Consider the following 18,711-nt stretch of genomic DNA (forward strand, 5'->3'; position numbering starts at 1 on the left):
CAACGTCTCGAAGAGAACGGCAGCCGCGTGGCCGCCTTTGTCATGGGGGCGGCGCGGACCGGTCCGGCCCGCGCGCGACATTCTCGCGCTCAGCCCGGTTGCGGCGCCGAAGCGACGAACGCGTCGCAGATCGCACTGCCGGTCGTGAAGACAACGCCCGGCCGTGCATTGATGTGCGCAAGCGCTTCACGGAAATAGCGCATCCGGTGCGGCACGCCCATGATGTAGGGATGCACGACGAGCGCCATCACGCGCGGCTCTTTGTGCGCATCCGCGTAAAGCTGTTCGAACTGGTCGATCGCGCGGTCGCGATACTCGGCCGCGGCATGGTGCTGGATCAGCATCATGGCGACGTCGTTGCACTCCTGCGTGTACGGCACGCTGACGATCGGCTTCGTGCGCGTCTTCAGATACAGCGGCTGGTCGTCGAGCACCCAGTCGCATACGTAGTCGTAGCCCTCCTCGACGAGGATGTCCGGCGTCTCCCATGTTTCGGTAAGCCCCGGCCCGAGCCAGCCGCGCGGCGCCTGTCCGGTGAATGCGCGGATCGCTTCGGAGGTCTTGCGAATATCGGCGCGCTCGTCTTCGACCTTCTGCATGTTTTTCTGGCTGAAGCCATGACCCATGAACTCCCAGCCGCGCTCCAGCGCCGCGCGCGAAATCGGCTCGTAGCTATGGATCGCCGAACCGTTGATCGCGAGAGCGGCGCGAATGCCGAGCGTATCGAACACATCGAGCATGCGCCAGAATGCGACGCGATTGCCGTATTCGTGCCATGCCCAGTTCGGCACGTCCGGTGTCGGCGAGCCGCCGGCAGGCGGCGTCAGCACCGTGCGCGGCATCGTTTCGCGCGGATTCCATTCCTCGATGTTGACGATCACCCACACGGCGAGCCGCGCGCCGTCCGGCAACGCGAGCTTCGACCGCTCGACGATCGGCGAATACGCGAGACGTTCGTTCGGTAACAGGTTCATGATTTCCTCGAGCCGATTGTGAAATGGATGGCGCCGAGCCCTTCGACCGAGCCTTCGATGCGATCGCCCGGCACGACCGGGCCGACGCCAGCAGGCGTGCCGGTGAAGATCAGGTCTCCCGCCTTCAGTTCGTACTGTGTCGACAGATTCGCAATGATCTCCGGCACGTTCCAGATCATCTGCGCGAGGTCGCCCTTTTGCCGCACTTCGCCGTTGACGGACAGCGCGATAGCGCCGCGCCCGATGTGCCCGACGCGTGCGACGCGATGCAGCGGGCCGCACGGTGCCGATGCGTCAAACGACTTGCCGAGTTCCCACGGCAGCATGCGTTCCCGCATTTCGCGCTGACGATCGCGGCGCGTCATGTCAATGCCGACCGCGTAGCCGAACACGTGGCCAAGCGCTTCGTTCACCGGAATGTTCGCGCCGTCGGTGCCGATCGCGACGACGAGTTCGATCTCATGCTGAAAATCTTCCGTGCACGGCGGGTAAGCAAGCTCTGCGCCATTCGCAACGACAGCGTCGGACGGCTTCTGGAAAAAGAACGGCGGATCGCGCTCGTCGCCTTCCTTCATCTCGCGAATGTGGTCCACGTAATTGCGGCCGACGCAATACACGCGACGCACCGGAAACGCGCTGGTTTCGCCGGCTATCGCCAGGACGGTGGTGGCCAATGAAACGGCATACGAAGCAGTCAAGCTTGTCTCCCTGGGGTGAAAGTTCGTTGGCCAGATAATCTGTGTACAATAACTCATTGTCAACGCCAAATTGTATTCACTTTGGTGGGCACTGCAGCAATCTGCATTCGTTCATATCGGAGATGCGCTCACGTCGCGGGGCGCTAGAGGGCCGGCCAGACCGCACACAAGTAGTGAATGAGAGCGTGCGATTTGCATACTTTTGTGGCTCGATCACCCATAAGTGTGCTCACCACTCATTTATAATCACCCTCGTCTCAAGTCCGAGGACCCTATGATCGAAAAAACCGCTGCCGCCACGCTGTCGGGCGAACTCGCCGAACGCATACGCCAGGATCTGCTTGATGGCGTGCTCGTGCCGGGATCGCGCATCAACGAGGTTTCGCTAAGCCGGGAACTGGCGGTGTCGCGCACGCCGCTGAGGTCGGCGCTGCAGATGCTTGCAGGCGAAGGCCTGCTGACCTACACGCCCAATCGAGGCTTCACGGTGCGCGCCTTTCCGTTATCGGAAATCGTCGATGCTTATGAAATGCGCGCCCTCGCGGAAGGTCTGGCCGCGCGGCTCGCGGCCGAGCGCGGACTATCGGCCGACGCCTGCGTGCAGCTGGAAAATGCGCTCGCGCGCGGCGATGAGATTCTCGCGGGCGACGCGGAGCCGAATGAGCAGCGCGCGAACTACGCGGAGGTCAACGAGGTCTTCCACTCGGTCATTCACCAGGCCGCCAGTTCCCGGCTGGTGTCCGATGTGCTGCGCGTGTGTCAGCAGATTCCGCAGGCTTCGACGCACAACATACTTGCGTTCGAGATCGACGACATTCGCGAGCGGCATCGGTTTCACCACCGCATTTACGATGCGATTCTCGCGCGTGAACCACGCGAGGCGGAAACGCTGATGCGGCAGCACGTGGTGAGCGTGAAGACATCGTTGATTCGCGCGACGAGCCGGCATTTGAATGCGGCTCAAAATGAAAGCGCAAGCGCGGGTAGAAGAAAAGCGACGACGAAGTAGATGACCTGCCGCGGCCCGGCGATTCGCGACTGCAATGGGCTCGCATGCGACGCACAAGAGGGCCCCGCTCGGGGAGCCTGTGCCTATTGATTGCCTGTTCGATCGCCTGTTCGATCGCCTGTTGATTACCTATTCGGGCTGCGCCGCCGCTCCGTCCGCGGCTGCCTGCGCATCCGCCATCCCTGCTGCTGCCCCTGCCGCTACCGCCGCGCCTTCCGGCGCACCGTCCTCCGGATACACGACACGCACCGCCGGCACGAACCACGCGAGGCACAGCCCGATGAGCGCGGCTGCCGCCGCAAGCGCAAGACCCAGATGAATCGAGTCGATCAGCGCGAGGCGGGCCGCCTGCATCATCGGCCCGCCGACGTGCCCCGCCATGATCAGATGTTCGATCAGCGCGGCCTGCTGGGAATGGTCGACGCGCAAATCGGGGCTCGCGAACGACTGCAGCCACTGCGTCGCCTGATACGAATCGAGCGAACGATGCACGCCGCGCACATAAAGATGACTCAACAGCGCGCCGGTCATCGCGGTGCCGAGCATGCCGCCGAAAATCCGCAGCGACTGCAGCAGCGCAGTCACCGCGCCGATGTGCTCGCGCGCCACGAGCTGTTGCGAGCAGATCGTCAGATTCGTCGCGACGAGGCCAAGACCGAGGCCGCTCAGCGCCATGCACAGCATCCACACGTAATGCGGCTGATGGCCGGTAATCGCGACGAGCGCGAGACACGACGCCGCAAACAGCGCAAAGCCGATATACATGAGCGTGTTCGCGCGCGGAATGCGCGTGACGAGCCGGTTGTTCAGCACGCTGCCGACCGACGTGCCGAGCAGCAGCGGCGTGATCAGCATGCCCGATTCGTGCGGCGACATGCCAAAGCCGCCCTGAAATAGCAGCGGCACATAAAACACCATCGAAAACAGCGCAAAGCCCCCGAGCGTGGACATCGCGAACAGCGCGGCAAGCCGCCGGTCGAGCAGCATATCGATGGGCACCACCGGGTAACCCATGCGCCTTTCCCAGAACCATAGCGTGCTGCCGCATGCGACGGTCACGAGCATCAGCACGATCGTCATCGTGCTCACGCCTTCCTTCGGCAGCAGTTCGATCAGCAATTGCAGCGCGCCGAACGTCGCCGCGACGACGAATGCGCCGAGCCAGTCGAGCTGAACCGGACCCGCCTTGCGCAGGTGCCGCAGCGGCGGTACGAAGCGCAGCACGAACAGCAGCGACGCGACGCCGACCGGAACATTGACGAAGAACACGAAGCGCCAGCTCGCGGACTGCGTAAGCATGCCGCCAAGCGACGGCCCGACCACATTCGCGAGCCCGAACGCCGACGTGACGAACACGAGCCAGCGCAGCCGCAGCTTGGGATCCGGAAACAGATCGGCGACCGTCGCGAACACCGTGCCGATCAGAATGCCGCCGCCGATGCCCTGCAGGCCGCGCGCGATGACGAGAAACAGCATGTTCGAGGCAATGCCGCACAGCACCGAGGCGCCGGTAAACAGCGAGATTGCGGCGATCAGAAACGGTTTGCGGCCGAACAGGTCGCCGAGGCGGCCGAAAATCGGAATCGTGATGACCGATGCGAGCATGTAGGACGTCGCGACCCATGCGTATAGATCGAACCCCTTGAGGTCCGCGACAATGCGCGGCAACGCGGTGCCGACGATCGTCTGATCGAGTGCGACGAGCATCGCGACGAACGCGATCCCGAGCATGGCAAGCAGCGATTCGCGAAACGGCAGCAACTGCCTGCCCGGCTCATAGGCGGCGATAGCGGGAATCATGATGGCGTCGGCGAGAGTGAAGAACGCAAGCGGCACAAGAGCGGCGCACTGCGCGAGCGCTGTGCAGACTGTGGCACTGCCGCGAGGAATCGGCAAGTCACAGTCCGTAAGTCGCTGAAAGCGCAAGAAAATGACAGACCGAGCGCGCCGCGCACCAGTTTGCGGCACAGCGTTGGTCCTGCCAGGCCATTTGCTACGTCTACACCGCTTGCATCACTAACATCGCCTTTGCGCCGTTTATTCCCGCGAACCGAAGAAGGGCCCGATGCATCGGGCCTCGGCCAGGGTTCGAGCCGACGCTCAGAGCGCGGCGGCGTACTCCGCTGCGGCCGCGATCGCGCCTTGCGCCGCCGTGCCGGCCGCGCGGCCACTCGCGTATTGATGTGGCGTATACCGCGCCTCGTCGTCCCGCAGATGAAATGCGCGCAGCGCGTTCTGCAGAATCACCGCCTGCTCGGTCAGCGACTGCGCGGCGGCCGCCGCTTCTTCGACGAGCGCGGCGTTCTCCTGCGTCAGCGTATCCATATGCGTGACCGCGAGGTTCACCTGCTCGATGCCGGAACTCTGCTCGGACGCCGCCGCGGCGATTTCCTGAATCAGCGTCGTGACCTGCGCGATCGCGTCGCGCGCACCGTCGATCGTGCCGCCAGCCTGCTCGACGAGCTGCGCGCCGCTACCGACCTTGCTGACCGCGTTGCCGATCAGTTCGCGCACTTCCTTCGCGGCCGCGGCGCTGCGATGCGCAAGCGAGCGCACTTCCGCCGCGACCACGGCGAAGCCGCGCCCTTCTTCGCCGGCGCGTGCCGCTTCGACCGCGGCATTCAGCGCGAGGATATTGGTCTGGAACGCGATGCCTTCGATGACCGCAATGATCTCGACCATGCGCTGCGACGCGGCCGAAATATCGCGCATCGTCGCGACCGCGTCGGCGACCATGCTGCCGCCGTCGCCGGCGATCTGCGCGGCCTTCACCGCGAGCTGGCTCGCCGTCTTCGCGTGTTCGGCCGTTTGCCGGACCATCGACGTCACCTCTTCCATGCTGGCGGCCGTTTCCTCGAGCGACGCCGCCTGGTTTTCGGTGCGCACCGACAGGTCCGCGCTGCCGGTCGCGATTTCGCGCGCGCCGGTCGCGACGCTGTCGGCGGCCGCGCCGATCTGGCGCACGGTGCCAGTCAGCGCATCGCGCATGCGCTGCATCACGTTCAGCAGACTGCTGTCGTAGCCGGTCCGGTTCGCGCGCAATTCGATCGTCACCGTCAGATCGCCCTCGGCGATCGCGCCGGCCACTTGCGCCGCGTATCGCGGATCGCCGCCGATCGTGCGCAGAATGCTGCGGTTGATCATCCAGACGAGCGACGCGAGGATAAGCGCAAGCGCGACAAACACGGCGCCGAGCACGTAGAGCGTCTCCATGAAGGCCGCGTCGATATCGTCGACGTAGGCGCCCGTCGAGATGATCCAGTCCCACGGCGCGTAACGCACGACATAGCCGATCTTGTCGACCGCTTCGGTCGAATGCGGATGCGGAAACACATAATCGACGAAGCCGCCGTTCGGCGACTGCGACCTGCGCGAAGCTCACATAGTGATGGCGGCCGTCCGCGTCCGCGATGCCCGCCAGCAGTTTGCCGTTCGTCGCGGGCTTCATCGGATGCATGACCATGCGCGGCGTCGAGTCGATCACGAGCAGATAGCCGTCCTCGCCGTATCGGATGTCGCGCAGCCGTGCGAGCGCCTCCTTGCGCGCCTCGGCTTCCGGGATCGCACCGCTTTTCGCGAGCGCCGCGTATTCCTCGACGATCGACAGACCGACATGCGCGACATTGATCAGATCATTCTTGCGTTCGTCGATATGCGTCTGCCGCGAAAGCCATGCAGCCGACACGGACACCAGCAGCAGCGCCAGGAGGCTGACGACGAGCGGCAACCACAGCTTTTGCGCGAAACCGAGCTTATGCATCTCCTGCGCCTCCGTCTTTATGATGTGGTGAGCCACATTTTTAATAAGGCACATCGTTCCGGCCGCATGCCTTTGATGTTCAGTCGCAAGGTCGCGGCAGAAAGGCAATACGTCGGCATCCACGCGACGACGAACTATGCCCGTTCCATATAACGACAGGAACGGGCTGCAGATTTGTACAGGGAAACCCTTGCCTCGCGATGAAACTTTTCGGCAAGGGCTGAAAAAAGCGCGAGGCGCGCGCGGCAAGCGCGGCGCCTGCGGCTTTCAGGACGCGCAATCAGCCGCGCGGGCGATCGCGATCGACGACTACCATATGCTGCGCGCCCGAGGCCGGCGCGGCGGCATGCAGATCCGGTGCGACGCGGGTATCGGCCACGCGCGTGGCGCCATTGGCCGTTGTCCCTTCGGCTTGCGCGAGCACTTCGCCGGCCGTCGCATCGATCGCATCGGTGAACGGCTTCGGATCGATACCGATCGCGAGCACGAGCACCGCGAGTGCGCCCAGCAGCGCGAACTCGCGCTTGCCGACATCGGCGAGCTTCGCGACCCGCGCATTGGCGAGCGCGCCGAAGATCACGCGCTTGACCATCCACAGCGTGTACGCCGCGCTGAGGATTAGCGTCAGTGCGGCGATCGCGCCGATCCAGAAGTTGAACTGGATCGTGCCCATCAGCACCATGAACTCGCCGACGAAACCGGACGTGCCCGGCAAGCCGACGTTGGCCATCGAAAACAGCATCACGAAGACGGCAAAGCGCGGCATGGTGTTGACCACGCCGCCATACGCCTCGATCGAGCCGCTTTGCGTGCGGTCGTAGAGCATGCCCGAGCACAGCAGCATCGCGCCGGATACGATGCCGTACGACAGCATCTGCACGACCGCGCCTTCCATCGAAATGCGCGTGAACACGAACAGGCCCAGCGTGACGAGGCCCATATGCGCAATTGCCGAATACGCGAGCAGCTTGCGGATGTCCGTTTGCACGAGCGCGACGAGGCTCGCGTAGATCACCGCGACGAGCGAGAGCGTAATGACAGCCGGCGCGAAGAAGTGACTTGCCTGCGGCACGATCGGCAACGCGAAGCGCAACAGACCATAGCCGCCGATCTTCAGCATGCCGAGCAGCACGGCCGCCGCGGTCGGCCCTTCGAGGTGCACGTCGGGCAGCCACGTATGCACGGGCCACATCGGCACCTTCACCGAAAATGCGGCGAAGAAGCACAGGAAGATCAGCACCTGCGGCACGAAGTCGATTTGCAGCGAACGCCACTGCGCCAGGTCGAAGCTATGCGACTGCGAGTACAGATACAGCATCGCCGCAAGCATCGCGAGCGAGCCCGTCAGCGAGAAAAGGAAAAAGCGCAGCGCGGCGTGCGCGCGATTCGACTGACCCCAGGTGCCGATCAGCAGATACAGCGGAATCAGCGTCGCTTCGAAGAAGACGAAGAACAGCATGCCGTCCTGCGCCGTGAACACGCCTTGCATGAAGCCCGACAACAGCAGGAATGCACCGAAATACTGTGCGACGCGCTTCGTGATCGACTGCCACGATGCGATCACGACGATGACCGTCGTGATCGCCGTCAGCACGGTAAACCACAGCGAAATGCCATCGACGCCGAGATGCCATGCCACGCCGAACGACGGCAGCCACGGCTTGTTCTCGACGAATTGCATCGCGACGACGTTGTTGCGGAAGCCTTGCACCAGCGGCACGGCCGGCAGGAGAGCGACGATCGCGCCGACAAGCGCGAGCCAGCGGGTGCGGTTGAGCGCGCGATCCGAACCCGCGCGCAGCACGACTAGGCCAGCCACGATCGGAATCCAGATCAGCAGGCTGAGTAACGGAGGGAATTGCATGAGATTGACTGGGACTCTGAGCACAGCGACAGCCCGGCTGTCGCAACCGAAAGGGAATCGATTACAAACTGATTGCGGAAATAAAACAGAAAGGAGGACATCAGACGGGCGAGGCTGAAAACGTCCCGTCAGGGTTAACGAGCATAACCGTTTCGACGATGTTTTGCAGCGCACCAAAAAATAGTGGTGAGCGCAACGAGTCATTGCTGTTGCGGGGGTTGCCAGATCGATTGCTGTTGTGCTCCGCACAACACATAAAGCTGAGCCGGATTTGCCGTGCGGCGCGCTGCGTTTTTTGCAGGCAATAACGGGACCTTTTGCCACGACGCCCTGTCGCCGAATTACCACGCGTTCAGCGCGCCGGCAGCGAAAAAATCACACGAAGACGGGAAATCCCTGGCATGGGATGCGGGCGCTTCGCGTTAGGCTCTAGCAAGGGAGGAGACAACCCGATGAGAAGAGCTTTCAATATCGCAGTCGTCGTGCTGGTCGGCTTTCTGATCGCCGACCGAACCGCGACGCACGTGCAGGCACACGAGCAGGCATCGATCAGCTGCGCCGCGGGAGCGGACCTCGTGCGGCTCGATGCACTGAATAAAGGCTTTTCGGATGCCGGGGCGACGAATCAGGGCGACGCGTTCAGGTCGAGCTGCTTCGTGACCGGCCGCGCGCAGATCGGCGATCTGATCGCGCGTGATTGAGGAGCCGCACGACTGCGTAGCTTCAAATCCGCTGTTGCGCGTCGCCGCTTGCGCGCGATGCGCGAGCCCCTGTCCGGCTTCCCCGATCTGCACAATAATGAACGGCACTCGAATCGCCGATCTTCGATCGGCATGACGAACGGCCAGGGGACACGCTTATGCATCTGAAAGGACGAACCGTCGGCGTCATCGCGCCGGCCGGCGTACCGGATATGAACAACGTTGCACGCGGCATCGCGTTGCTCGAGAGCTGGGGGCTCGAAGTGCGCGTCGGCACGCATGTAACGAAGCGCTTTCGCACCTTCGCCGGTACACATGAAGAGCGCCGTGCGGACCTCGCATGGGCCTTGACGGACCCGTCGATCGATATCGTCTGGGTTGCGCGCGGCGGCTATGGCTGCGTGCATTGCCTGCCCGCGATTCCGCCGGCACTGCCGCGTGAAAAAACGGTGATCGGCTTTTCCGATGCGACTTCCCTGTTCTGCGCGATGAGCGGCATGCCGAACGCGCGGCTCATACACGGACCGTCGCTCGGCAGCCTCGCCTCCCATGTCGACGACGCCTCGCGGCAAAGCGTACTGACCGCGCTGACAAACGACATTGCGGGCGGTGCGCCGGCCATTTCGCTCACACATCTGCACGGACCGCATACGCCCGTGCGCGGCCATCTGCACGGCGGCAATATCACGACGCTCGCGAGCGTCGCGGGCACGCGCTGGCAAGCCGATTGCCACGACGCGATCGTGCTGCTCGAAGACATCACCGAACTCGCTTACCGGCTCGACCGCAGCATCACGCTGCTCAAGGAAAGCGGGACCTTCGACGGTGCGCGCGCTTTCGTGTTCGGCGAGTTCGTGCGTTGCCCGCTGCCCGAAGGAGCCGACTATACGCTGCACGACATCTTCGTCGATCTGCTTGCGCCTTATGGCGTGCCGATCTTTGCCGGCATGCCGATCGGACATGCCGCGCAGAATGTCGCGTGGACGTATGGGGCGCCCGCGCGCATCGTCGAAGATCAGCTTCTGCTCGACGCATCGCGCGATGCCGATGCCGATGCCGATGCCGTCGTTGCGTCGTCACTGCTGTCGAACTTGTCAAAGTAGATACGCGCACCTTGCGGCGGCGTTACAGCGCGCGCGTTAACGGTGCGCGCTGCAGTTCGTGTCGCGCACCAGCGCAGGGCTCACGCACCGCGCGCAATCATCATTCCCCTCCGCACGCCTCGTGTCGGCGCATCGAGCACTGAGCCGCCGCCCGGATTTCCGCGCCTGCCATTCATCCGTCGCCCCGCATCCCCCGTGTCCGGACGCACTGTCGCGGCTCACGGCAATGCCTTTGGCATGGTTCTCGCTCTTGTCGGCGGTCCTGGTGCAGGACTCGAAAAACAGAACACGAAATAACGCACCGCCTGGCCCACACGCAATCTCGCAACGGAGAATCACCGATGAACACCCCTGTACAGTCGCTCGATCGCGCCGCATCGTCCGGCGCGCGTTCCGCGACCTCCATGCGCTGGCTGCAGCTCGCGCTCGGCCTCGTCTGCATGATGTCGATCTCGAGCCCGCAATACGTGTGGACGCTGATGACGAAACCGCTGATGGCGAAGCTCGGCATCTCGCTGCCCGAAGTGCAGGTCACGTTTTCGATTCTCGTCTTTCTGCAGGCTTTCTTTTCGCCGTTCCAGGGCGCACTGATCGATCGCTTCGGGCCGCGCCGGCTGATCTCGATCGGCACGCTGCTCGCAGGCGTCAGCTGGATGCTCGCGTCGCACGCGTCGAGCACGACGGCGCTGTACCTCACCTATGGCGGCCTCGGCGGTCTCGGCACCGGTATCGTGTATGTCGGCGTCGTCGGGCTCATGGTGCGCTGGTTTCCGGATCGCCGCGGCATGGCCGCCGGCGCGGTCGCGGCGGGCTACGGCATGGGCGCGATCGTCACGACGTTTCCGATTTCCGCCTCGCTGGCTGCGCACGGCATCGACTCGACGTTGTGGCTGTACGGCATGATCTTCGCCGTCGTCGGCTTCGTCGCATCGCAAGGATTGCGTGTGCCGCCGCAAGCGGACGCGAACACGGCGGGTGCGGCTCACTCGTCCACGCGTGAATACCGTCCGTCCGAAATGTTGAAGACGCCGATCTTCTGGCTCATGTTCGCGATGATGACGATGATGTCGACCTCGGGCCTCATGGTGACCTCGCAGATGGCAAGCTTCGCGGCCGATTTCGGCGTCAGCAAAGTGCTCGTGTTCGGTCTCGCCGCCCTGCCGCTCGCGCTGACTATCGACCGTTTCACGAACGGCCTGACCCGACCGCTGTTCGGCTGGGTCTCCGACAAACTCGGCCGCGAAAATACGATGGGCTTCGCGTTCGCGCTCGAAGGCATCGCCATGACGCTGTGGCTGCTCACCCGCGACGACGCCGTGCTGTTCGTGCTGCTGTCGGGCGTCGTGTTCTTCGGCTGGGGCGAGATCTTCTCACTGTTCCCGTCGACGCTGACCGACACCTTCGGCACGCGCTTCGCCACGGCGAATTATGGCTGGCTCTACATCTCATTCGGCGTCGGCTCGATCTTCGGCGGACCGCTTGCCGCGCTGCTGCATCAGCATACGGGCAGCTGGGTGCCGGTGTTTGCCTGCGCAATCACGCTCGATATCGTGACCGCCGTGCTTGCGCTCTTCGTGCTGAAGCCGGCGCGCGCGAAGTTCGTTCGCGCGCAGCCGTAACATCCGCATCAGTAGGAACCAAACGTGTTTTCCCACACGCTTGTCGACTTCGGCACCTTCACGTTTTCGCCGAGACAGTCGGCGCGATACTTGACTGCGAGCCGCGCTTGCGCGGCCTCGATATCCGACGGGTAGTAGTCGTCGCCGCCCGCTGAGGGATCGTAGCCGACCGATTCCAGCTCGCTGAGTTCCTGCATGAGCTGCGCATGCGTGACGGGACGCGCGAGCGGCTTGAAAGGATAGTCGTTGCATTCGTTCGGCGTCAGCTTGCTTGCCGACGCAGCACCGCTTGCGAGCAGCACGCAAAGCGTCGCCGCCGTTTTGATCCAGAAAGGTTTCATGTCGTCCGCTCCTTGCGCGATGTTGTGACAGTCCAAGGATGGTCCGCGCGACGTATCGAACCGCAAAACTACAGATGAACGTTCTGTCAGGATCGCGCGATCGCGTCACACCGCCGGCATCGCGCCGGCCGGTTCCATGAAACAAGTTTCATCATTTCACTGTCCGACTTCTACTCGCCGGGCACGCCTTCACGCGCATACTTCTGCCGTTCAGCAGCGGCAGGAGCCTATATGCACCACCCCATGCAAGTGGAACTCGTCAACGACTACAGCGGACAGGCGCTGCGCGTGACGATCGATCGCAGCGTGTCGATACTCGACGCGCCCGATCTCGATGCACTGATCGAACATCTCGCGGTCCTTCGCGCGAAGATGCAGCCCGCGATCCCGCCACAGATCTCCCGCCAGCATCGCTATGTGGTCGAAATCGATCCATGCTGGTACACCGAGAAAAACCCCGTATTCGAAGGCGCCGTGCTGTTCTTCCGGCACACGGGCTTTAACTGGACCGGTTTCGCCGTGCCGAAGGAAAGCCTCGTCAAACTGATCGACGCGCTGACCGAGCATGCGGACGCGTCTCACGAAACGTACAGCATGCCGAACTGATTTCTCTTTCTCTTCAGCATTCCACTTTCGCCTGACACATGCGGGCACGGCATGACGCCGTCGCTCGCATACCGGCGCTGCGTGCGCCGCGGCTTTTCTCCCGCCTCCTCGTTCTTTTCGTCGCGCGCATCAAGATAGCTGCACGCGCAATTTCCCTATGTTTCACGCACCCGATCGATTTGCGAAACCGCATTCGCGACGAGACGACAAGCAATCCGAAATATAAAGAATCGTTCACGTTGACGGCGATCCGCTGTTAGTTCGAGTGGACGATCATTCGCAACGTCCAACGTAGAGGGCTTGCCGAAATGAATCAACTCCAGTCCATGCGTGTCTTTATGCGCGTCGTCGAACTGAGCAGCTTCTCGATTGCCTCGCGCCAGCTCGGCATGTCGGCGGCGGCGGTCACGCGCAGCGTCAATATGCTCGAAGCGCATCTGAACACACGTCTGATCAATCGCTCGACACGCAGTCTTTCGCTAACCGAGGCAGGCGCACGCTATCTCGACGGCTGTCGCGCGATCGTTGCGAATCTCGACGAAATGGATGCGAATCTGACGCGCACGGCGCATTCGCCGCACGGCACGGTGCGCATTGCCGCGTCGACGACGTTCGCGAACACCGAGCTTGCCGCACTGCTTGCGGACTATCGCGTGGCCGAACCGGGTGTCGACTTCGAAGTCGCAACCTTCGAGGCGAATCTCGATCTGATCGAAGGCGGCTTCGACGTCGGCTTCACCGACGACGATCGCCTCGTCGGTACTTCGCTGGTCGGCCGCACGCTGATGCAGTACCGCAGCGTGCTCGTCGCGTCCCCCTCCTATCTTGCGCGGCAAGGTACGCCGCTCAATCCGTCGATGCTCAGCACGCATTCCTTGCTGGGCCCCGCGAACGGCGCCGCACGCGCGTGGGAATTCGCCGATGCGCATGGCGCGTATCGCGTGCCCGTGCGCTACAGTTTGCGGGCGACCAACACCGCCATGCTGCGCATGGCCGCATTGAGCCATATGGGCGTTGCGCTGCTGCCCGCACCGAGCGTCGCGCGCGAGCTTGCAAGCGGTGCGCTGGTGCCGGTACTCGAACGTTTTCCGCTCAACGATTCCGCGCGCCATTTCTCGATCGTCTATTCGGGCCGCAATCATCTGACGGCCAAAGTGCGCGCGTTCGTCGACTTCACCGTCGCACGGTTCCGCTCGGAAGAGCGCAAAACATCGTTGCGCGCGGTCGCGTAACGCCGCCCGAACAGACGAGCAATCGAGCCCATGGCCAGAATCCTCACCATCGAAGACGACGAATGGGTCGTCGGCGACATCGTGCGTGCGCTGAGTGCAAGCGGACTTGCCGTCGACGTCGCGCGTACGGGCCGCGAAGGCCTCGTCAAGGCGATGTCCGACGCTTACGACGTGATCACCGTGGACCGCGTGCTGCCCGACCTCGACGGCCTCAAGATCGTCTCGACGATGCGCGGCGCCGGCATCGAGACACCGGTGCTCGTGATGAGCGCGCTGGGCGGCGTCGAGCAACGCATCGAAGGCCTGCGCGCCGGCAGCGACGACTATCTGATCAAGCCGTTTTCGGCCGATGAAATGTCGGCACGTGTCGAAGTGCTATTGCGGCGCCGCCCGCGCCACGCGCCGGAGCCGATCGTGCTGCGGGTCGGGCCGATCGAACTGGACCGGATGCGCAGACGCGTCACGGCACGCGAACGCAACGTGACCTTGCAACCGACCGAGTTCCGTCTGCTCGAATTCATGATGCGCCACGCGGGCCAGGTGATGACGCGCACGATGATTTTCGAAGGCGTCTGGGGCGGCCGCTACGACCCGGGCACGAACCTCATCGATGTGCATATCGGCCGCTTGCGCCGCAAGCTCGAAGCAGGCGGCGAGCCGCCGCTGATCCGCACGGTGCGCGGTTCCGGCTACCTGCTCGGCTGACTCGGCTAACTCGCCCGAACCCACGCAGCCCGGCACCGTCGAACGTCACGCGTGCCCGATGCTGAACTGACTGAACTGAAAATCGTCCGCCCGGCGCTGACCGGCCCTGCACGTCGATCGTGCCGGCGCTGCTGCGTGCGGGTGCCGCTACGTGCCGGCGCCGCGGATACCGCTGTGCGGTCCGCTCAGCGCGGCCGCGCGCATCTTCCGATTATTTCCCCGTACGTCTGGAAGCGCTCGCCTGGCATGAATGCCAACGATATCCAGCATATCGAATCGCGCTCGTGTCGCGGGCTCGGTGACGTCAAGACCGTCCTCGGGTCGCCGCAGGATGAACGAGTTTTCATCGTCTTACGGCCGAACGGCTATCGGGCGCTGCTTACACTGAATCCAGACCGTTAGCGATTCATCCGCAGCCGATCGACGGCGGTCGATTTCTTTATACCCTTAGGATGACGAATATCATGATGAAACTCGTACTGGTTAGCTTTGCACTCACCGGCGCCACGCTGTGCAGCCCGGTTTTCGCACAAACCTCCGCACCGGCGGGCACGAACGCCGCTACCCAAGCCGCTCCCGCGCCTGCCACCGCGCCGTCCGCGGTCTCGCAAGCCGGCCAATGGACGCCGCCGTATGGTCAGCCCGTAACGGGCCTCACGCGCGCGCAGGTCTATCAGGATCTCGTTCATGCCGAACAGGACGGGCAGCTGCAGTACCTGAACAAAACGCTGTACTCGCACGGTTGAGCATGCTGGAGACGAGCGATCCGCTCAAGCTTGCGCCGACAATTGATAGCCGAAGCGGCTCACCGTGTCGATCCGCACCTGCGGGCAGCGGCCGGCCAGCTTGCGGCGCAAGCGCGACACGACGAGGTTCACGCATGCCGGATCGACCTCTTCCTTCTCCGACCACGCGTAACGGATCAGCTGATCGCGCGGCACCGGCGCATCGAAGCGGCGCAGCAGGCACTCGAGCAGCTGGTACTCGCGCCTCGTCAGCGCGACCCGGCCCACGCCGGCCACGAGTTCGCGCGTGGCCGCGTCGAGATGCACGGCGGTCTGTAGCGCCGTTGCTTGCGTCGGACGAGCGGGCTGCCACGCTTGTGGCGCTTGTGGCGCTTGCGTTGCCTGCGTGCCTTGTGTCGCTTGCGCCGACTTTGCCGGCAACGCCGTCGCCATCCGCTGCAAGGCCGCAATCCGCTCCTGGATCTCGACAAACGAATAGGGCGGCGTCAGACACGCATCCGCCCCTGCGCGCAGCATGCGTACGCGCTGCGCCGCGTCGAGCCCGCGCACGAGCGCAACGATGACCGGCGTATCGTCGACGGCCGACAGCGCCGGCAGCGCGTCCAGCAGATCGGCTTGCGCCCCGGGCTCCATCGCGAGCGCAACGACGGCGTCGAAAGGGTCGTGCGCGGCAACGAACGCGCCATCTCGACTATTGTCGACGCGCTGCACGCTATGCGCGCTTTCGCGAAAAGCCTTATGCAGCCACGTGGCTTCCGGATGATTCGTGGAGATCAGAAGTATGCGCATGCGAGCGGTGACGGATAGTCACGAAGTCACGAAGGTTTGTCGGGGTGAGCGCGCACAGGCGCGCCCGAGGTAGGCGCACGCATGTCCGTTCGCGTTCAAGCAAGCGTGTGCGGCCAGCATTCGATGCTCACGTGCGTGCCGGGCTCGGCACTGCCGATGCGTGCGGAAAAATCGTGAACCCTCAGCACGGCCGACACGATGCCCAGTCCCAGGCCCGAGCCCGCAATATGCCGCGTATGCTCGCCGCGATAAAAGCGTTGCATCACCGCATGGCGTTCTTCGACCGGAATGCCGGGCCCGTTATCGATCACGTCCACTTGCGGGCCGTCGCGCGTTTGCGCGAGCGTCACGCGCACCGCCCCGCCGGCCGGCGTGAATTTCAGCGCGTTATCGAGCAGATTGCTCAACGCTTCGAACAGCAGCGCGCGGTCGCCATGCACGACCTGAACCGCGGTCGCTTCGACGGCAAGCGAAATCGAACGGCTTTCCGCAAGCGGCTCGTAGAGCTCGCAAACGTCGCGCACGAGCGCTTCGAGGTGGATCTCCGCGAAGCCGCCACGCCGTTTGAGCGAGCCGATTTCCGAAATGCGCAGCATCGCGCGAAAGCGGTCGAGCAACTGATCGGTTTCTTCGCGGGCGCGCTCGAGCATCGGCATCCATGCCAGCGCGCGCCCGTCTTCGCTCATGTCGCGCGCGCTTTCGTCGATATGGGCCAGCAGGGATCTGACATGCGCGAGCGGCGTGCGCAGGTCGTGTGCGATGCCATCGCAGGCACCCTTCACTTCCGTCATCAAACGCTCGACTTCGTCGAGCATGTGGTTGACGAGATGCGACAGCATATCGAGTTCGTCGCGGCCGCCGACAGGCAAGCGCTGGTTCAGATCGCCTTGCGCGATCAGTTGCGTCACGCGCCGGATCTCGCGCACGCGCCGCATCTGCCGCATGCCGAGCGCGAAGCCGCCGACGACGCCCGCCGCGAGACAAAGGCCGCTGCTGAACAGCAGCGCGTTCAGTATCGTGTCGCGAATGCGGATGATATGCGTGAGGTCGCGCGCGACCACGAGAATATCGCCGTCGTGGCGCCGGTCGGCCATCGCGCGCACGACGGGCGCCGTTTGAGCACTAGCGACGGGCAGCGTGTGATCGAGCGTGACACCTTTGCGATCGGTGCGTATGCCGGGCGGCAGTTGCATGACGTCGCCGGCCAGATGCTCGCCGTCCGCGCGAAACAGACCGTAGTACGCAGCATGCATGCGCTCGTGCTCGAGCCGGTGTCCGATCGTTTGAGCCAGCTGGGCGCGCGGTATCGCATCGAAATACGTGAGCTGCCAGTCCATCACGAGATCGTTCTGACGCTCCATTTCGCCCGTCACGACCCAGCTCATGAAGCCGAGCAGAAGCATGACCGATACCGCGAAAATCAGCCCATAGACAGACAGCAGACGGAACGTCGTGGCGTGCCAGCGCCGACCGATTTCGGGCGCCCGCGTGCCTGAGGGACCGGACGACCCCGACGAGGAGGTCGACGAGGCAGTCGACGAAAGGGTGCTCAACGTTGCTCCTCGCCGAACATATAGCCGGACCCCCGCATCGTATGGATCATGGCGCGCGCGCCGGGCGGATCGAGCTTCTTGCGCAAGCGCCCCATATGCACGTCGATCAGATTCGTGCCCGGATCGAAGTGGTAGCCCCACACCGCTTCGAACAGCATCGTGCGGGTGATCGTGCGCCCCGCATGACGCATCATGTATTCGAGCACGCGGTATTCGGTCGGCAGCAGCGCGATCTCCTCGCCGTCGCGGCGAACCTTGCGCGAAACTAGATCGAGCTCGATCGGCCCCACGCTCAGGACCGCTTCCGATTGCGGCATCGGTGCGTTGCGTCTGCGCAGCAGCACTTCGAGCCGCGCGACCATCTCTTCGGGATCGAAGGGCTTCGTCAGATAGTCGTCGCCGCCGGCGCGCAGGCCGCGCACGCGCTCGTCGACGTCGCCGAGCGCGCTTAGCATCAGCACCGGCGTCGTCACGCCGATGCTGCGCATGGTCGTGAGAATCGACAGGCCGTCCATGCCCGGCAACATGCGGTCGAGCGTGATCACGTCGTAGTCGTCGCTCAACGCGCAGACCATCCCCTCCTTGCCGTTGTCGATCCAGTGCACGGCAAACCCCCTGCGGCTCAGTTCGTTGACGATCTCGCCCGCGGCGATTTCGTCGTCTTCGATCGTCAGCACTTTCAACATGGTCTTTCACTCGCCTCGCCGGTCGCTTCGTCGTCGTTCTCGCGTCGCTTCCGGGACTGCTTCGCCCGGCTGCAAGCAATGCCGCTTATCGAGCATCCGCCCCGTTTCGTTACTGAGAGCTTACGCGCGGCTATCCAACCGAACCGTAGCAATTCAATGAAAAAAGTTTCATGTTCGCGCGATGCATCAAGCGCACACCGGTTCTCGCGTCGATTCAGTTTTTCGGAAGAGTTCATTGCACGCCGCGCCTTTCCGTTGCACTGATACATTCCGTCGGCCTGAAGCGCATCCGCTTCGCCGGTTACACGGGCCATGAAGGATTGCG

The 18,711-nt window shown here is 63.6% G+C and carries 17 protein-coding genes and 1 pseudogene; 9 read left to right on the forward strand and 9 right to left on the reverse strand.

What is annotated here, in order from left to right:
* Positions 1-89 precede the first annotated feature (89 nt).
* Both QYH69_RS03120 and QYH69_RS03125 read right to left on the reverse strand, forming a co-directional pair.
* The gene (locus QYH69_RS03120) at positions 90-974 is read right to left on the reverse strand and encodes a polysaccharide deacetylase family protein (RefSeq protein ID WP_075160859.1); all 885 of its coding nucleotides are present in this window, start codon (positions 972-974) and stop codon (positions 90-92) included.
* Positions 971-1,672: a fumarylacetoacetate hydrolase family protein gene (locus QYH69_RS03125; RefSeq protein ID WP_308830459.1), complete on the reverse strand. Its 702-nt coding sequence runs from the start codon at positions 1,670-1,672 to the stop codon at positions 971-973. Before QYH69_RS03125 ends, QYH69_RS03120 begins: the two co-directional genes overlap by 4 nt.
* 274 nt (positions 1,673-1,946) lie before the next feature.
* Here QYH69_RS03125 and QYH69_RS03130 point away from each other — a divergent pair, with 274 nt between their 5' ends.
* Positions 1,947-2,681, forward strand: a complete 735-nt coding sequence (locus QYH69_RS03130) for a GntR family transcriptional regulator (protein WP_308830460.1) — start codon at positions 1,947-1,949, stop codon at positions 2,679-2,681.
* Between the two features lie 129 nt (positions 2,682-2,810).
* On the opposite strand, the gene QYH69_RS03135 is transcribed toward QYH69_RS03130, so the two are convergent.
* From QYH69_RS03135 to QYH69_RS03145, 3 genes and pseudogenes are all read right to left on the reverse strand, one after another.
* Complete coding sequence (locus QYH69_RS03135) at positions 2,811-4,481, reverse strand: MFS transporter (RefSeq protein ID WP_308830461.1); 1,671 nt, start codon at positions 4,479-4,481, stop codon at positions 2,811-2,813.
* A gap of 300 nt (positions 4,482-4,781) precedes the next feature.
* Positions 4,782-6,441, reverse strand: a pseudogene (locus QYH69_RS03140) (methyl-accepting chemotaxis protein).
* A 280-nt stretch (positions 6,442-6,721) separates the two neighbouring features.
* Positions 6,722-8,305, reverse strand: a complete 1,584-nt coding sequence (locus QYH69_RS03145) for an NADH-quinone oxidoreductase subunit M (protein WP_308830462.1) — start codon at positions 8,303-8,305, stop codon at positions 6,722-6,724.
* A gap of 452 nt (positions 8,306-8,757) precedes the next feature.
* Between QYH69_RS03145 and QYH69_RS03150 the strand changes: the two genes are divergently transcribed.
* The 3 genes from QYH69_RS03150 to oxlT all read left to right on the forward strand — a co-directional run bounded on the left by QYH69_RS03150 (position 8,758) and on the right by oxlT (position 11,728).
* Complete coding sequence (locus QYH69_RS03150) at positions 8,758-9,006, forward strand: hypothetical protein (protein ID WP_308830463.1); 249 nt, start codon at positions 8,758-8,760, stop codon at positions 9,004-9,006.
* A gap of 158 nt (positions 9,007-9,164) precedes the next feature.
* Positions 9,165-10,109, forward strand: a complete 945-nt coding sequence (locus QYH69_RS03155) for an LD-carboxypeptidase (RefSeq protein ID WP_308830464.1) — start codon at positions 9,165-9,167, stop codon at positions 10,107-10,109.
* 341 nt (positions 10,110-10,450) lie between these two features.
* Positions 10,451-11,728, forward strand: coding sequence for an oxalate/formate MFS antiporter (gene oxlT / locus QYH69_RS03160; RefSeq protein WP_308830465.1), 1,278 nt, complete (start codon positions 10,451-10,453; stop codon positions 11,726-11,728).
* 8 nt (positions 11,729-11,736) lie between these two features.
* Here the strand turns inward: oxlT and QYH69_RS03165 are convergent, their stop codons facing one another.
* Positions 11,737-12,069 carry a DUF4148 domain-containing protein gene (locus QYH69_RS03165; protein ID WP_308830466.1) on the reverse strand — a complete coding sequence of 111 codons (333 nt, stop codon included), beginning with the start codon at positions 12,067-12,069 and terminating at the stop codon, positions 11,737-11,739.
* Positions 12,070-12,300: 231 nt separating this feature from the next.
* Between QYH69_RS03165 and QYH69_RS03170 the strand changes: the two genes are divergently transcribed.
* The 5 genes from QYH69_RS03170 (at position 12,301) to QYH69_RS03190 (ending at position 15,358) form a co-directional block, all read left to right on the forward strand.
* On the forward strand, positions 12,301-12,675 hold the full coding sequence (locus QYH69_RS03170) for a hypothetical protein (protein ID WP_308830467.1): 375 nt from the start codon (positions 12,301-12,303) through the stop codon (positions 12,673-12,675).
* A gap of 308 nt (positions 12,676-12,983) precedes the next feature.
* Entirely contained in the window at positions 12,984-13,907 is a 924-nt protein-coding gene (locus QYH69_RS03175; RefSeq protein ID WP_308830468.1) for a LysR family transcriptional regulator, read from the forward strand.
* A gap of 30 nt (positions 13,908-13,937) precedes the next feature.
* Positions 13,938-14,612 (forward strand): response regulator transcription factor, encoded by a 675-nt coding sequence (locus QYH69_RS03180; RefSeq protein WP_308830469.1) that lies wholly within the window; start codon positions 13,938-13,940, stop codon positions 14,610-14,612.
* Between the two features lie 51 nt (positions 14,613-14,663).
* Positions 14,664-15,014 carry a hypothetical protein gene (locus tag QYH69_RS03185; RefSeq protein WP_308830470.1) on the forward strand — a complete coding sequence of 117 codons (351 nt, stop codon included), beginning with the start codon at positions 14,664-14,666 and terminating at the stop codon, positions 15,012-15,014.
* 62 nt (positions 15,015-15,076) lie between these two features.
* Positions 15,077-15,358 carry a DUF4148 domain-containing protein gene (locus QYH69_RS03190; RefSeq protein ID WP_374992335.1) on the forward strand — a complete coding sequence of 94 codons (282 nt, stop codon included), beginning with the start codon at positions 15,077-15,079 and terminating at the stop codon, positions 15,356-15,358.
* 24 nt (positions 15,359-15,382) lie between these two features.
* On the opposite strand, the gene QYH69_RS03195 is transcribed toward QYH69_RS03190, so the two are convergent.
* The 3 genes from QYH69_RS03195 to QYH69_RS03205 all read right to left on the reverse strand — a co-directional run bounded on the left by QYH69_RS03195 (position 15,383) and on the right by QYH69_RS03205 (position 18,386).
* Complete coding sequence (locus tag QYH69_RS03195; RefSeq protein ID WP_308830471.1) at positions 15,383-16,147, reverse strand: response regulator transcription factor; 765 nt, start codon at positions 16,145-16,147, stop codon at positions 15,383-15,385.
* Positions 16,148-16,242: 95 nt separating this feature from the next.
* Positions 16,243-17,586: a HAMP domain-containing sensor histidine kinase gene (locus QYH69_RS03200; RefSeq protein ID WP_308830626.1), complete on the reverse strand. Its 1,344-nt coding sequence runs from the start codon at positions 17,584-17,586 to the stop codon at positions 16,243-16,245.
* Positions 17,587-17,696: 110 nt separating this feature from the next.
* On the reverse strand, positions 17,697-18,386 hold the full coding sequence (locus tag QYH69_RS03205; RefSeq protein ID WP_308830472.1) for a response regulator transcription factor: 690 nt from the start codon (positions 18,384-18,386) through the stop codon (positions 17,697-17,699).
* Positions 18,387-18,711 lie beyond the last annotated feature (325 nt).

This window comes from Paraburkholderia sp. SARCC-3016, assembly GCF_031119615.1.
Classification (GTDB): domain Bacteria; phylum Pseudomonadota; class Gammaproteobacteria; order Burkholderiales; family Burkholderiaceae; genus Paraburkholderia.

Excerpts from the sequence above, each read along its gene's own strand:
- QYH69_RS03120 (WP_075160859.1), bottom strand. The coding sequence starts at position 974 with ATGAACCTGTTACCGAACGAACGTCTCGCGTATTCGCCGATCGTCGAG.
- QYH69_RS03130 (WP_308830460.1), top strand. The coding sequence starts at position 1,947 with ATGATCGAAAAAACCGCTGCCGCCACGCTGTCGGGCGAACTCGCCGAA.
- QYH69_RS03135 (WP_308830461.1), bottom strand. The coding sequence starts at position 4,481 with ATGATTCCCGCTATCGCCGCCTATGAGCCGGGCAGGCAGTTGCTGCCG.
- QYH69_RS03145 (WP_308830462.1), bottom strand. The coding sequence starts at position 8,305 with ATGCAATTCCCTCCGTTACTCAGCCTGCTGATCTGGATTCCGATCGTG.
- QYH69_RS03150 (WP_308830463.1), top strand. The coding sequence starts at position 8,758 with ATGAGAAGAGCTTTCAATATCGCAGTCGTCGTGCTGGTCGGCTTTCTG.
- QYH69_RS03155 (WP_308830464.1), top strand. The coding sequence starts at position 9,165 with ATGCATCTGAAAGGACGAACCGTCGGCGTCATCGCGCCGGCCGGCGTA.
- oxlT (WP_308830465.1), top strand. The coding sequence starts at position 10,451 with ATGAACACCCCTGTACAGTCGCTCGATCGCGCCGCATCGTCCGGCGCG.
- QYH69_RS03165 (WP_308830466.1), bottom strand. The coding sequence starts at position 12,069 with ATGAAACCTTTCTGGATCAAAACGGCGGCGACGCTTTGCGTGCTGCTC.
- QYH69_RS03170 (WP_308830467.1), top strand. The coding sequence starts at position 12,301 with ATGCACCACCCCATGCAAGTGGAACTCGTCAACGACTACAGCGGACAG.
- QYH69_RS03175 (WP_308830468.1), top strand. The coding sequence starts at position 12,984 with ATGAATCAACTCCAGTCCATGCGTGTCTTTATGCGCGTCGTCGAACTG.
- QYH69_RS03180 (WP_308830469.1), top strand. The coding sequence starts at position 13,938 with ATGGCCAGAATCCTCACCATCGAAGACGACGAATGGGTCGTCGGCGAC.
- QYH69_RS03190 (WP_374992335.1), top strand. The coding sequence starts at position 15,077 with ATGATGAAACTCGTACTGGTTAGCTTTGCACTCACCGGCGCCACGCTG.
- QYH69_RS03195 (WP_308830471.1), bottom strand. The coding sequence starts at position 16,147 with ATGCGCATACTTCTGATCTCCACGAATCATCCGGAAGCCACGTGGCTG.
- QYH69_RS03205 (WP_308830472.1), bottom strand. The coding sequence starts at position 18,386 with ATGTTGAAAGTGCTGACGATCGAAGACGACGAAATCGCCGCGGGCGAG.